This is a genomic window from Pseudomonas sp. Fl5BN2 (assembly GCF_009908205.1).
Classification (GTDB): domain Bacteria; phylum Pseudomonadota; class Gammaproteobacteria; order Pseudomonadales; family Pseudomonadaceae; genus Aquipseudomonas.
In genome coordinates this window covers 16,668-31,040 of the sequence record NZ_JAAARL010000023.1, presented here as the reverse complement: position 1 = coordinate 31,040, position 14,373 = coordinate 16,668, and the positions used below count along the sequence as shown (strand labels likewise).

The window sequence follows — 14,373 nt, the reverse complement described above, 5'->3', positions numbered from 1 at the left end:
CAGGGTTCCGGCCAGGGGATATCGGCCCGTCACCGCCGCCGGGTCACGTGAGGTACGCCAGGCTTGCGACTGCCGCGGGAGCGGCAGAGACGGGGAGCTGTCAGGTAAACGAGATGACGCGGGGTGAATTTAAGTGTCGACACATGGCGTTACAGCTGTCGAAACACTGAAAATAAACCCTGCGCGACACTGCGGTACTTTAAATCTATATGAGAATTACTATAAATTACGCTGCGGTTCTAAACTGCCATCATTGAATCATCGGGCGTAACCGGCCATCGCCGGTCTTGCTCAAGGACAGAATCGCCCTGTGGCGGTCGGGAGCCATGTTGGAAAGTTACTATCGCGAGCTGATGGGCTTCCTCAATGCCAAGCTGGGCAATCGCCAGGTGGCCGAGGATGTGGTGCACGACGCGTATGTGCGGGTGCTGGAGCGCTCCAGCGCTACGCCGATCGAGCAGCCGCGAGCGTTTCTTTATCGCACGGTCCTGAACCTGGTGATCGATGACCATCGGCGCAACGCCTTGCGCCAGTCCGAGCCCCTTGAGGTGCTGGACAACGAAGAACGCTATTTCAATCCGTCGCCGCACACCTCTCTTGATCAGGGCCAGCGCCTGGAAATGCTCCAGCGGGCATTGGCCGAGCTGCCTCGGCTGTGCCGCGAGAGTTTCCTGCTGCGCAAGCTCGAAGGCCTGTCCCATCCGCAGATTGCCGAGCAACTGGGGATTTCCCGCAGCCTAGTGGAAAAACACATCGTCAACGCGATGAAACACTGCCGGGTTCGACTCCGTCAGTGGGACAGCCACTGAGTCTTATTTCGTTAAATTTTTTTTCATTGTCCTCGTCCCTACTCAACAGACGATCTGCTGTGCTGCACGGGCCAGTCGGGTCACCGAGACACTTTATCCCCCGCGTTGAGGCGGTTTATCCAGAGGACACTGGAAATGACACAGGCAATTGCATCGGCCAACGTTCACGATTTGATCGGTATCGGTTTCGGCCCCTCGAACCTGGCGCTGGCCATTGCGCTGGAGGAGCGCGGGCAGGAGCACGGTCCGCTGGACGCGCTGTTCCTCGACAAGCAGGCCGACTATCGCTGGCACGGCAACACCCTGGTGACCCAGAGCGAACTGCAAATCTCCTTCCTCAAGGACTTGGTGACCCTGCGCAACCCCACCAGCCCCTATTCCTTCGTCAACTACCTGAAACACCACGGGCGCCTGGTGGACTTCATCAACCTGGGCACCTTCTATCCTTGCCGCATGGAGTTCAACGACTACCTGCGCTGGGTGGCCGGGCATTTCCAGGAACACAGCCGCTACGGTGAAGAAGTGCTGGGCATCGAGCCGGTGCTGCAGAATCAGCAGGTCGAAGCCCTGCGAGTGATTTCCCGCGACGCCCAGGGCACCGAGTTCGTGCGCACCGCCCGTTCGGTGGTGGTCAGCGCCGGCGGCACCGCACGGGTTCCGGAGACGTTCAAGGGGCTCAAGGACGATCCACGGGTATTCCACCACTCCCAGTACCTGGAGCGCATGGCCACCCAGCCGTGTGTCAACGGCAAGGCGATGAACATCGCGATCATCGGTGGCGGGCAAAGCGCTGCCGAGGCCTTCATCGACCTCAACGACAGTTTCCCTTCGGTACAGGCCGACATCATCATGCGCGGCTCGGCGCTCAAACCCGCCGATGACAGCCCGTTCGTCAACGAAGTGTTCTCCCCGGCCTTTACCGACCGGGTGTTCCAGCACAACGGCAGCGAGCGCGAGCGCCTGGTCAGCGAATACCAGAACACCAACTACTCGGTGGTGGACATCGACCTGATCGAGCGCATCTACGGGATCTTCTACCGGCAGAAGGTGTCGGGCATTCCACGTCACACCTTCCGTACCATGACCACGGTGGAAAAGGCCACGGCCACGGACCTGGGCATCGAGCTGATCCTGCGCAACAGCGCCAGCGGCGAGCGCGAAGTGCGTCACTACGACGCGGTGATCCTGGCCACCGGTTACGAGCGGCAGATGCATCGCCAGTTGCTGGCACCGCTGCAAGCCTACCTGGGTGATTTCGAAGTGGACCGCAACTACCGCCTGTTGACCGATGAACGCTGCAAGGCGGGGGTCTACCTGCAGGGCTTCAGTCAGGCCAGCCATGGCCTGAGCGATACCTTGCTGTCGGTGCTGGCGATCCGCGCGCAAGAGATCGCCGACTCGCTGTACGAGCACGGCAAGACCCGCGGCCAGAGCCGCTCGGTGCGTGACATGCTGCTGGCTACCGCCAGCTGATGCGCTGCTAGGCGCCGCTTGCCGGTGAAGGAGGCTCTTGCGGGCCGCTTCGCCGGCAGTCCAGTACCTGTACAAGGGGCTGCGGCGAGCATTCCTGAACCTCGGCTGAAGAAGTTTTCAATTCCCCCCGGCCGGGGTTTTTCAGCGGTTTACTCTGCAAATAGTGCGGCGTAAGCTGCGCGCGTTTTCAATCAGTGGAGACCCAGTGTGGGTACTTGTTCGAGTGACAGGAGTCAGCCGGTTTCCATAGCCGGCGCAGTCTCGGCAAGATAACGCGCAGCCTTTTCCTGCCGTTGTCTCGCCGTCCAGCGAGATGCGGCATCCCGATCGCGAGCTTTACGGTTCGCCTCCCGACGTCACTTCTTGATGACTCTCAATTGCCTGCGATCCGGCTTTGCGCCGCGTCGTGGCTGCACCGATGCGCGGCTCTTGCGACCCGCGTGCCAGGCTGGCCGGGAGGATTCATCGCCTTCAGCAGCCCCGGCCGTACCTGCCTGCGGATTTCCCAGCGCCGTCCATCCGGGGGAACAGCCATGGGTTACATCAGCCTGCGTCACCATCGCCAGCAACATCGTCCATCACTGACGGTGCGATTGCTTCGGGCGTAAGCCCAGCCCTGTCCTGCTGTCTCTCCACCCCGCCTGTTTCGTTGCAACGCTGGTGCCCCTTGAGCCATTGCTCGGGGCGCCAGTGCAGGAGTCATCACCATGAAGCTCAGCTTGTTGAAAGAGTTCTTTGCCGGCTTTCTGCGGACCCGGCATTTCGCCCGGCACTTCCGCCGCCTGGCCCTGTTGGAAAGTTTCAGTGATGCCAGTGTCAGCCGCGATGTGCCGCCCACCCTGGCACAGACCCTGGTGGCTGCGGCCAACAGCGACGCCGCGCACATGCTGGACCAGCTTGGCAGCCACACCGATGGCTTGAGCACCCAGGAAGCCGAAGCCCAGCGTGAGCGCTACGGCCTCAACGAAGTCGAGCATGAGCAGGCGCTGCCCTGGTGGACTCACCTGTGGCACTGCTACAAGAACCCCTTCAACCTGCTGCTGACCCTGTTGGCGCTGATCTCCTGGTTGACCGAGGACATGAAGGCCGCCACGGTGATTTTCTCCATGGTGGTGCTCTCGACCCTGCTGCGCTTCTGGCAGGAGGCCAAGTCGAACAAGGCCGCCGACGCGCTCAAGGCCATGGTCAGCAACACGGCCACGGTGATGCGCCGGGACACGCCGCCGCAGGAGGCACCGATGCTCGGGCGCCTGCTGGGCGCGGCTGCCGAGGCCAAGGGCGCGCAGCGCATCGAACTGCCGATCAAGGAACTGGTGCCCGGTGACCTGATCGTGCTCTCGGCCGGCGACATGATTCCCGCCGATTGCCGGGTGCTCAGCGCCAAGGACCTGTTCGTCAGCCAGGCGGCCATGACCGGTGAATCCATGCCGGTGGAGAAGTTTGCGCGCCAGCAGGACAGTGACACCAGCAACCCCCTGGACCTGGACAACATTCTGTTCATGGGCACCAACGTGGTTTCCGGTGCCGCCACGGCGGTGATCCTGACCACCGGCAACAGCACCTATTTTGGCACCCTGGCATTGCGTGTGAGCGCCACCGACCGCACGCCGACCTCATTCCAGAGCGGCGTCAACAAGGTCAGCTGGCTGCTCATCCGCTTCATGTTCGTCATGGCCCCGCTGGTGTTGTTCATCAACGGTTTCACCAAGGGCGACTGGATGGAGGCGCTGCTGTTCGCGCTGTCGGTCGCCGTCGGCCTGACCCCGGAAATGCTGCCGATGATCGTCACCTCGACCCTGGCCAAGGGCGCGGTGTTCCTGTCGCGCAAGAAGGTCATCGTCAAGCGCCTGGACGCGATCCAGAACTTTGGTGCCATGGACGTGCTGTGCACCGACAAGACCGGCACCCTGACCCAGGACAAGATCTTTCTCGCGCGGCACGTGGACGTCTGGGGCGAGGACTCCGATGACGTGTTGGAGATGGCCTACCTCAACAGCTACTACCAGACCGGGCTGAAGAACCTACTGGACGTGGCGGTACTGGAGCACGTGGAAGTGCACCGTGAGTTGAAGGTCGGCACGGCGTTCCAGAAGGTCGACGAGATCCCCTTCGACTTCAACCGCCGGCGCATGTCGGTGGTGGTGGCGGAACAGGAGCGTCCGCACCTGTTGATCTGCAAGGGCGCGGTGGAAGAAGTGCTGGCGGTGTGTCGCAACGTGCGCCACGGCGAAGCCGAAGAGGCCCTTACCGAAACCCTGCTGGCGCGGATTCGCCAGGTCACCGCCGACCTCAACGAAGAGGGCCTGCGGGTGGTGGCGGTGGCCGCGCGGCCGATGATCGAGGGCCGTGATACCTACAGCCTGGCGGACGAGCACGAGTTGACCCTGATCGGCTACGTGGCGTTCCTCGACCCTCCCAAGGAAAGTACCGCGCCGGCGCTCAAGGCCCTGGCCGAGCATGGCGTGGCGGTCAAGGTGCTGACCGGCGACAACGAGTTGGTCACCGCGAAGATCTGCCGTGAAGTGGGCCTGGAGCAGCAAGGGCTGCTGATGGGCAATGACATCGAGCGCATGAGCGATGAGCAACTGGCCAAGGCGGTGGAAACCACCAACGTCTTCGCCAAGCTGACCCCGACCCACAAGGAACGCATCGTCCGCTTGCTCAAGGCCAATGGCCACGTGGTGGGTTTCATGGGCGACGGGATCAACGACGCGCCGGCACTGCGCACCGCTGACATCGGCATTTCCGTGGACAGTGCGGTGGACATCGCCAAGGAAGCGGCGGACATCATCCTCCTGGAAAAAAGCCTGATGGTGCTGGAGGAGGGCGTGCTGGAAGGGCGCCGGACCTTCGCCAACATGCTCAAGTACATCAAGATGACCGCCAGTTCGAACTTCGGCAACGTGTTCTCGGTGCTGGTGGCCAGTGCCTTCATCCCGTTCCTGCCGATGCTGCCGATGCACCTGCTGGTGCAGAACCTGCTGTACGACATTTCGCAGATCGCCATTCCCTTCGACAACGTCGATGACGAGATGCTGAAGAAGCCCCAGCGCTGGCAGCCGGCGGATGTGGGGCGTTTCATGGTGTTCTTCGGGCCCATCAGCTCGATCTTCGACATCGCCACCTTTGCCTTGATGTGGTACGTGTTCGATGCCAATACCCCGGACCACCAGACCCTGTTCCAGTCCGGCTGGTTCGTGGTGGGGCTGCTGACCCAGACCCTGATCGTACACATGATCCGCACGCCGAAGATTCCGTTCCTGCAGAGCCGTGCGGCCACGCCGTTGCTGGTGATGACCGGGATCATCATGGCGGTGGGGATCTTCCTGCCGATGGGCCCGCTGGCGCACTACTTCAAGCTGCAGGCGCTGCCCTCGCTGTACTTCGTGTTCCTGCCGTTCATCCTGCTGGCCTACATGGCCCTGACCCAGGCAGTGAAGGGCTACTACGTGCGGCGTTTCGGCTGGCAGTAATGCTGCCCTGTAGGAGCCAGCTTGCTGGCGAATGCTGTCCTGTAGGAGCCAGCTTGCTGGCGAAGGCGTCCTGACGGGCCTCTTCGCTGGCAAGCCAGCTCCTACGCAAGCCGCCAGGTCACGCGTGGTTCGACAGACGTTCATAGACCGCTGCTAGAGTCCTCGGGTGCCATTTATGCCATCCCGCTCAAGGACTCGTGCCATGCAAGCCATCCACAACATCAACCTGGACTCGTTGGTCGACACCCTGGTCAGCCTCAGCGCGGCCTTTATCCTCGGCGGCCTGATCGGCTTCGAGCGCCAGTACCGGCAGCGCACCGCCGGCCTGCGCACCAACGTGCTGGTGGCAGTGGGGGCGGCGATCTTCGTCGACATGGCCAACCGCCTTGGCGGTGCCGACGGTGCGGTACGCGTGGTGGCCTATGTGGTCTCGGGCATCGGTTTTCTCGGTGCCGGGGTGATCATGCGCGAGGAGGGCAATGTCCGTGGCCTGAACACCGCCGCAACCCTCTGGGCTTCGGCGGCGGTGGGGGCCTGCGCCGGTGCCGACCTGATCCTCGAGGCACTGCTGGGGACCTTGTTCGTCCTGGCGGCCAATACCTTGCTGCGGCCCATCGTCAACAACATCAACCGCCAGCCCCTGGACGTGATCTCCGCCGAGGTCACCAACATCGTCTATGTGATTGCCCATCGCTCGAAACAGAAAGCCGTGTTTGCGTTGCTGGAAGCCGAACTGGAGCGCAGCAACTACCCGGCCAGCGACGTCGACGTGCATGCCTTTGGCAATGAGGACGTGGAGATCGAGGCGACCCTGGCCACCACCTCGGTGGACGGCGACGAGCTGGATGCGCTGGTGGCTCGGTTATCTGCTTCGGCGCTGGTGCAGCAGGCTTTCTGGAGCCCGAGCACCACCGAATGACGGCGTGTGCTGGCGAGGGAGTTGTTGCGGTATCGCCAACTTCGAGCGCTGCCGTCAGCACCTTGGCCCAGGCTCAGGGTAAAACAAGCCCTTTGTGCCCGCTCCTGTAGGACGTGATAAGCCTCGCGTGGGAAAGAGCTTGTGCTACGACGAGAGCTTTCTCGCCTGCTCCCCTCTGCTAAAAACCATGCGTGACAATTAAGATAGGGCAGTGTTTTGCGGCTGACTTAGAGACATTACTGAGAGCACTAGCTGATGAGTCCGAAAAATGGGCTGCCAGGCTTACCGTGTTTAGAATTTCAGAATAATCCTACAGAAAACCCATGAGCACTTCCCTAGCCTTCTACCGATCTAGGAGGATAAGACTGGTATTCACCGGTCCGTCTCATTTGCAGGATCAGGAACATGCCCAATAGAGCGCTGCGTATATTGATTGCCGATGATCAGCATTTTCACCGGATGCAGATTGAGAGAACGCTGAACCAACTGAGTTATTACCGAGTGGCTCCCGTGCATCGGCTGGAAGAGCTGCTGACCTTGGTGGAATACGCTTGCGACCCATTCGACCTGTTGATCATCAACGGCGGCTTGGCCACTCACAGCGGTTTTGACCTGCTGGCTTTCTGCTTGGACAACCCGCAGATCGATCACGCACTGATCTACGGCAACCAGCGTTTCCCAGAGATCCCCAGTAGCCGCCGGCACAAGGTCCAGTGCAGTCGCGCCGAGTCGCTGGACAGTGAGGCCGTCAAGCGCCTGATGCTGTTCATCGATCCACCGCAGTTCAAGGCCCCCAGGCCAGGTATCCAATGGCTACCCGACCTGCCGCAGGGCAACTGGAGTGCCAGCGCCAGTTGAACGTCCCGCGCACTCTTTAAAACGGCATCCCTCGAGGGTGCCGTTGTGCTTTCTGTCTCAGTCAATCACCACTCAGTCCCACTGCGGCGCAATACCCGCGGGGCTGGTCAGGCGCTGGCCGCGCTCCAGGCTGGCGATACGTTGCAGGTCGTCGGCCCCCAGGGTCAGGTTGCAGGCCAGCAGGTTGCCTTGCAGGTTGGCGCGGCGGGTCGAGGAGGGGATCACCGCGTAGCCCGATTGCATGGCCCAGGCCAGCACCACCTGGGCCGGCGTGGCCTGGTGGGCCTTGGCGATCTGGGCGATCAGCGGGTCCTTCAGCACTTCGCCGTAGGCCAGGGTCATGTAGGAAGTGATGTGGATGCCCTGGCTGCGGGCGAACTCCACCACCTTGCGGTTTTGCAGATAGGGATGCAGCTCGACCTGATGGCTGGCGATCTGCTCGGCGCCGACGGCATCGATCGCTTCCTGCAACAGCGCATTGGTGAAGTTGGACACCCCGATCTGCCGGGTCAGGCCCTGGGCCTTGGCCTCCAGCAAGGCTTGCATGAACTCCGCCACGGGCACCTGGTTGTCCGGCGACGGCCAGTGGATCAGGGTCAGGTCCAGGTAGTCGGTGCGCAGCTTGCGCAGACTGTCCTTGAGGCTGGGGATCAAGCGTTCGCGGGAAAAGTTGGCGACCCAGATCTTGCTGGTGATGAACAGTTCTTCACGGGGGATCGCGCTGTCGGCGATGGCCTGGCCGACATCGGCTTCGTTGTCGTAGATCTGCGCGGTGTCGATGGCGCGATAGCCCAGTTCAAGGGCCGTGCTCAACGAGTCGATGAGCACCTGGCCCTGCAGGCGAAAAGTGCCGAGGCCAAAGGCGGGTACAGACATGGATAACTCCGGACATTGCAGTGGGAATGGCCCGCAGTATCCGCGCCCGATCGTTGCAGAAAAACCGCCGTTGGCACAAAGGAATATTGCTTCCTGGTCACGAATCTTCCTGCCTGTTAAGCGCGCAGAGGCTAGTCGACTTCCGGGTTTGGCGAGGGCCTGGGTGAGCCCTCCAAGTCCTGGTATGTCGCGGCCCTCAAGCCATGTCGCTGTGATTGAATTCCTCGCCCAGGAAATCGATCAGGCTGCGTACCGAGGGCAGCAGGCCACGGCGCGAGGGGAAGATGGCATGCACGATCCCGCAGCGCGGCGCCCAGCCGGGCACCAGTTCTCGCAGGCGTCCCGCCTCCAGGTCTTCGCGCACCACCACTTTGGGCAGATGCGCGATGCCGATGCCTGCCAGCACCGCGTGGCGCAAGGCGAGCAGGTCGTCGGTGACCATGCGCGGGCGATGACGGATCTGCGCTTCGGCCCCGTCGGGGCCCAGCAGTTGCCACTGGTACTCGCGCTGCGCCGCTCCCCAGTGCAGGCTCGGCAGGCCGCTGAGATCGGCCGCCGAAGCGGGGCTCGACAGACGCTGCAGAAAGTCTGGATGCCCCACCAGGCACTGGGTGCTGTTGCCCAGCACTTTCATTACCAGGTCGGTGCTTTCCAGGGGCGGAAAACGCACCCGCAGGGCAATGTCGAAGCCTTCGTGGATCAGGTCGACCCGGCGGTTGGTGCTCTCGATGAACAGTTCCACCAAGGGGTACTTGAGCATGAAGCGGGTGAGCATCGGCCCGACCCAGGAGTTGAGCAGGGCCGTGGGGCAGGCCACCCGCACCAGGCCCTGGGGTTCGGAGCGGTTGCGCTCGATGACTTCCGCCGCGCCCTCGGCTTCCACCCGCATGGCCAGGCAGCGCTGGTAATACGCCTGGCCGATCTCGGTCAGCGAACAGTGCCGGCTGGTGCGCTGGATCAGGCGCACGCCGAGGCGTTCCTCGAGCTGGGAAATCCGTCGGCTGAGCTTGGACTTGGGCATGTCCAGGGCCCGCCCGGCAGCGGCAAACCCTCGGTGTTCCACCACCTGGGTGAAGTAGTAGAGGGTGTTCAGGTCTTCCAAGATCGTTCTCCAAATAGAACGCTAAGGGCGATTTTTGCAGTCTAGCGCAGCAAAGGTGTGAGATTTAAGGTGGTCCATCAGAAAGTTCTGGAGGACGACATGAAAAACATCATCGGCATCTACACCAGTCCACGGCCCCATTGGGTGGGCGACGGCTTCCCGGTACGCACCCTGTTTTCCTACGACAACCTGGGCCAGCACATCAGCCCGTTCTTGCTGCTGGATCACGCCGGCCCCGCACAGTTCAGCCCTACCAGTGCCCGTCGCGGGGTTGGCCAGCATCCGCACCGCGGTTTTGAAACCGTGACCATCGTCTACGACGGTGAAGTGGAACACCGTGACTCCACCGGCAGCGGCGGCAAGATTGGCCCCGGCGATGTGCAGTGGATGACTGCGGCCTCGGGGATTCTCCACGAGGAGTTTCATTCCGCCGACTTCGCCCGGCGTGGCGGCAACCTGGAAATGGTCCAGTTGTGGGTCAACCTGCCGGCCCGGGACAAGCTTGCGGCCCCCGGTTACCAGACGATTGTCGCGGCCGAGATTCCGCAGATCCCGTTGCCGGGCAATGCCGGCAACCTGCGCCTGATCGCCGGTGAGTTCGCCGGCCAGCAAGGACCGGCCCAGACCTTCACCCCGATCGACGTATGGGACATCCGCCTGCACGCCGGCAAGCACCTGGACCTGGAGCTGCACGCGGGTCGTAACACGGCGTTGGTAGTGTTGCGCGGCACCGTGCAGGTCAATGGTCTGGAGCCGGTGCGTGAAGGCCAGCTGGCGTTGCTGGCCAGGGACGGTGAGCGCATCAGCCTGGAAGCCAACAACGACGCGATTGTGCTGTTGCTCAGCGGCGAGCCTATCGACGAGCCCATCGTCGGCCATGGCCCGTTCGTGATGAACAGCGAAGAGGAGATTCATCAGGCTTTCGTCGATTTTCAATCGGGACGTTTTGGCCGGATGGACGCCGCCGATCACTGATCGGCAGCGCTGGCGCGACGCGTTTGGGCAACTAGGCTCTGCGAGTCGCGCGCTACACCTTGACGCCTGCCGTTACGGCGGCGGTGCGTGCAACGGATTTCACTCAAGCCGGGTTCCGGCATCGATCATTAGCGAGGACTTCACCATGACTAACGCCTACAAACGTCTCGACAAGGATAACGCTGCCGTTCTGCTGGTTGACCACCAGGCCGGCCTGCTGTCGCTGGTCCGCGATATCGAGCCCGACCGCTTCAAGAACAACGTGCTGGCGCTGGCCGACCTGGCCAAGTACTTCAAGCTGCCGACCATCCTCACCACCAGTTTTGAAACCGGCCCCAACGGCCCGTTGGTGCCGGAGCTCAAGGCCCTGTTCCCCGAGGCTCCGTACATCGCCCGCCCCGGCCAGATCAATGCCTGGGACAACGAAGACTTCGTCAAGGCGATCAAGGCCACCGGCAAGAAGCAGTTGATCATTGCCGGGGTGGTCACCGAAGTCTGCGTGGCGTTCCCGGCGTTGTCGGCCCTGGAAGAAGGTTTTGAAGTGTTCGTGGTCACCGATGCTTCCGGCACCTTCAACGCACTGACCCGCGACTCGGCCTGGAACCGCATGTCCAATGCCGGCGCCCAACTGATGACCTGGTTCGGCCTGGCGTGCGAGCTGCACCGCGACTGGCGCAACGACATCGAGGGCCTGGGCACGTTGTTCTCCAACCACATCCCTGACTATCGCAACCTGATGACCAGCTACAACACCCTGACCCAAGGCAAGTGAGTCCCCTGGCGGCGCCAATCGGCGCCGCCGCTTTGCTGTCGTTTGCCCTGGGTCCTGGCCACTCGGGTCCAAGGGCGTGCGGGCTGCTCGGGCGGCTGTGGCCTGACGCGGGGCTGGCCGAATCCGACCTGGATTTACGGCGACGACAAACACCCTGGCCAGGCTCCGGCGTTGGTCTTTTCCAGCTATACCTGCTCCTGCATCTTTTGTGCGATCTTGCCGTCTTCGTCCTGCCGGAGCTTCTTGATGTTCTCCCTGTTCGCCAATCACCCGCTGTTGGCCGCACTGTTCCTGTTGCTCCTGGATGTCGTGCTCTGGCGCCTGATCGGCGGTCGCGGCGAGCACTGGAAACTGGCGGTGCGGGTACTGATTTTTTCTCTCTACAGCCTGATGCTGTTCAACCAGGGCATGAACCCCATGCAGCCTGCGCCCTGGCCAGACGATGTGCCCCTGCATCTGGCGGCTACGGGATTGCAGATCGGCTGGTGGCTGTTTGGCGCGCGGACCCTGACGGTGCTCCTGGGCACCCTGATGATGCAGCGGGTCGGGCACACCGGGCGACTGCTGCAAGACTTGATGGGCGCGCTGATCTTCCTGATCGCGATCATTGCCGCCCTGGCCTATGTGCTGGACCTGCCGGTCAAGGGCGTGCTGGCCACCTCCGGAGCCCTGGCGATCATTGTCGGCCTGGCGCTGCAAAGCACCCTCAGCGACCTGTTCTCGGGCATCGTGCTCAATACCACCAAGCCGTATCAGATCGATGACTGGATCGCCATCGACGGCACCGAAGGCAAGGTGGTGGACATCGACTGGCGCGCGACCCGCTTGCAGACTTCACAGGGCAGCATGGTGGTGATCCCCAATTCCCTGGCGTCCAAGGCCAAGATCACCAATTTCAGCCGGCCCAGGGACCTGTACGGGATTGCCGTGAGCTTGCAGCTCAGCCCCCACGCGCGCCCGCAGAAAGTCATCGAGGCGCTGGAGCGGGCGATGCTCGGCTGTCGGTTCCTGTTGAGTGTCCCAGCCCCCAGCGTGGCCCTGAAAAGCTCCGGCAGCAGTGGCGTCGAGTATGAGATCAGCGGTTTCGTCGCGCAGATGGGGCACAAGCGCGAGGTGCGCAACCAGCTGTTCGACCTGGCGTTCCGGCATCTGCAGGCCAGCGGCATCAGCCTGCTGTCCACGGGCGAGGCGGCGCAGTCGACGAACCTGTCGCGACCCAGGGCGTTGCTGGACCGCTCGAGCATCTTTTCCACCTTGCGCCAGGAGGAGAAGGACACCTTCAGCCAGAACATGCAGCTGCAGACCTTCCGTGCTGGCGAAACCATCCTGCCCGCAGGCGAGGTCAGCGATCACCTGTTCATCATCGAGTCCGGCGTGGTGACGGTCAGCATGCAACGCGACGGCAAACCCTTCGAAGCCGGGCGCATGGGCCCGGGCGAAGTGATTGGCGAAGCGGGCCTGGTGGCCGAGCAGGCCACCGTGGCGGAGTTCTCGGCGAAGACGTTCTGCAGTCTGTACCGCATCGACAACGAGTTCCTCAAACCTTGCCTGGATGCCCGCCACGACATCGGCGACGCGATGAAGACCCTGCTGGATTTCCGCCAGCACATTGCCTTGAGCCTGGCCCAGTCCTCACCCAAGCCAGTGGCCAAGAAGGGCTTTATGCAATGGCTGCGCAGCCGCACCTGATCCGTGCCCTCGCCGCCGGCGGCAGCGGCTGCATTGGTCTATTGAAGTTCTGCGGGATTGGTCATTGGTCAGCGCACGGCCGGGACGTAAGGTGGCAGCATGTCGACTGATTCCGGAGCTTGAACCTTGCAACCTCGTCTCGATTTCTATACCGCCTCCCCAGAGGCCCTGAAAGCCATGATCGCCCTGGAAACTGCGGTATCCAGGCTGCCCCTGGAAAAATCCCTGGTCGAACTGGTCAAGCTGCGGGCGTCCCAGATCAATGGCTGCGCCTTCTGTGTCGACCTGCACAGCCGCGATGCCCTCAAGCACGGGGAAACCGAGCGCCGCCTGTTTGCTGTAGCGGTGTGGCGCGAGAGCCCGTTCTTCACCCCGCGCGAACGTGCGGCCCTGGCCTGGACCGAAGCCCTGACCCGGCTCAGCGAAACCCATGCGCCGGATGCCGATTATGAATGGTTGACCAGCCAGTTCAGCGCCAGTGAATGCGTCGACCTGAGCATGGCGATCTCCACCATCAACAGCTGGAACCGCCTGGCGGTGGGCTTTCGCAAACTGCCTCAGGACTGAAGCCGGCGCCCGTTACTTGAAGTAGGCGCGCGGCGTGGTGCCGGTCATGGCCTTGAAGAAGGCAATGAAGATGCTGTCGCTGGCAAAGCCCAGTGCGAAGGCGCTGTAGCCGATGCTGCGGCCGGTGGACAGCAACTCGATGGCGCGCATCAGTCGCCACTGTTGGCGCCACTGCTGATAGCCGAGGCCGGTTTCGCGCTGGAAAATCCGGCCGATGGTACGGCTGCTGGCGCCGACCCGGGTGGCCAGTACCTGCAATTCTGGCGGCAGCTGCTGCAGGTCTTCCAGCAGGGGTTGCAGACGTTTGTCCCGGGGCAGCGGCAGGGACAATGGCTGCTGCACGGCCTCGCGGATTTCTTCCAGGCACAGCCCCAGCAAATGGGGGTAGCGGCCCTGGCTCCAGTCGCTGTCGAATGGCGCCAGGGCCATGGGTTCCAGCACGGCGCGCAGCAGCGGGCTGACGTCGATCACCGCCACCTGCTGCGGCAGGCTCGCCGACAGTTCGGCGCTGAAGTACAACGAGCGGTAGTCCACGCTCTGTTGCATCTGCGCCCGATGCCGGACCTGGGAAGGTATCCACGCCGCGCGTGACGGCGGCAACAGGCACAGGCGATCGGCCAGGGTGATGCGGGTGCAGCCCTGGCGGGTATAGAGCAATTGCCCGCGTCGGTGCTGGTGTAGACCTGAGTCGTGGTCGCCCAGGGTCGCGGCGATACCGATCACCGGCACCTGGAAGCTGTCGGGATCAAAACGTGCCTGAGCGTCGAGCCATGCCATGCTTGTCCGATTTCCACTGTTAGTTGGCAAGGTTGCGATAATACGCCACGAGCAGGTGCCTAGAATCGCCGGCATCGTTTTTT

General features: G+C 62.6%; 12 protein-coding genes. 9 read left to right on the top strand and 3 right to left on the bottom strand.

Annotated elements, in window-relative coordinates; all coding sequences use genetic code 11:
* The first annotated feature begins 326 nt into the window (after positions 1 to 326).
* The 5 genes from GV819_RS26520 (at position 327) to GV819_RS26500 (ending at position 7,532) form a co-directional block, all read left to right on the top strand.
* Positions 327 to 809, top strand: a complete 483-nt coding sequence (locus tag GV819_RS26520; protein ID WP_161759008.1) for a sigma-70 family RNA polymerase sigma factor — start codon at positions 327 to 329, stop codon at positions 807 to 809.
* A 135-nt stretch (positions 810 to 944) separates the two neighbouring features.
* Positions 945 to 2,282 (top strand): lysine N(6)-hydroxylase/L-ornithine N(5)-oxygenase family protein, encoded by a 1,338-nt coding sequence (locus GV819_RS26515; RefSeq protein WP_161759007.1) that lies wholly within the window; start codon positions 945 to 947, stop codon positions 2,280 to 2,282.
* A gap of 707 nt (positions 2,283 to 2,989) precedes the next feature.
* The gene (mgtA, locus tag GV819_RS26510) at positions 2,990 to 5,755 is read left to right on the top strand and encodes a magnesium-translocating P-type ATPase (protein WP_161759006.1); all 2,766 of its coding nucleotides are present in this window, start codon (positions 2,990 to 2,992) and stop codon (positions 5,753 to 5,755) included.
* Between the two features lie 202 nt (positions 5,756 to 5,957).
* Positions 5,958 to 6,674: an MgtC/SapB family protein gene (locus GV819_RS26505; RefSeq protein ID WP_161759005.1), complete on the top strand. Its 717-nt coding sequence runs from the start codon at positions 5,958 to 5,960 to the stop codon at positions 6,672 to 6,674.
* A gap of 405 nt (positions 6,675 to 7,079) precedes the next feature.
* Complete coding sequence (locus GV819_RS26500; protein WP_161759004.1) at positions 7,080 to 7,532, top strand: response regulator; 453 nt, start codon at positions 7,080 to 7,082, stop codon at positions 7,530 to 7,532.
* Positions 7,533 to 7,604: 72 nt separating this feature from the next.
* Here the strand turns inward: GV819_RS26500 and dkgB are convergent, their stop codons facing one another.
* Both dkgB and GV819_RS26490 read right to left on the bottom strand, forming a co-directional pair.
* Positions 7,605 to 8,408: a 2,5-didehydrogluconate reductase DkgB gene (gene dkgB / locus GV819_RS26495; RefSeq protein WP_161759003.1), complete on the bottom strand. Its 804-nt coding sequence runs from the start codon at positions 8,406 to 8,408 to the stop codon at positions 7,605 to 7,607.
* 196 nt (positions 8,409 to 8,604) lie between these two features.
* Complete coding sequence (locus tag GV819_RS26490; protein WP_161759063.1) at positions 8,605 to 9,513, bottom strand: LysR family transcriptional regulator; 909 nt, start codon at positions 9,511 to 9,513, stop codon at positions 8,605 to 8,607.
* A gap of 96 nt (positions 9,514 to 9,609) precedes the next feature.
* Between GV819_RS26490 and GV819_RS26485 the strand changes: the two genes are divergently transcribed.
* From GV819_RS26485 to GV819_RS26470, 4 genes are all read left to right on the top strand, one after another.
* A complete protein-coding gene (locus tag GV819_RS26485; protein ID WP_161759002.1) occupies positions 9,610 to 10,485 on the top strand; it encodes a pirin family protein in 876 nt (291 codons plus the stop codon).
* 145 nt (positions 10,486 to 10,630) lie between these two features.
* Positions 10,631 to 11,257 (top strand): isochorismate family cysteine hydrolase YcaC, encoded by a 627-nt coding sequence (gene ycaC, locus GV819_RS26480; RefSeq protein ID WP_161759001.1) that lies wholly within the window; start codon positions 10,631 to 10,633, stop codon positions 11,255 to 11,257.
* 246 nt (positions 11,258 to 11,503) lie between these two features.
* Complete coding sequence (locus tag GV819_RS26475) at positions 11,504 to 12,946, top strand: mechanosensitive ion channel family protein (protein ID WP_161759000.1); 1,443 nt, start codon at positions 11,504 to 11,506, stop codon at positions 12,944 to 12,946.
* 126 nt (positions 12,947 to 13,072) lie between these two features.
* A complete protein-coding gene (locus GV819_RS26470) occupies positions 13,073 to 13,513 on the top strand; it encodes a carboxymuconolactone decarboxylase family protein (protein WP_161758999.1) in 441 nt (146 codons plus the stop codon).
* Positions 13,514 to 13,525: 12 nt separating this feature from the next.
* Here the strand turns inward: GV819_RS26470 and GV819_RS26465 are convergent, their stop codons facing one another.
* A complete protein-coding gene (locus GV819_RS26465) occupies positions 13,526 to 14,290 on the bottom strand; it encodes an AraC family transcriptional regulator (RefSeq protein ID WP_161758998.1) in 765 nt (254 codons plus the stop codon).
* Positions 14,291 to 14,373 lie beyond the last annotated feature (83 nt).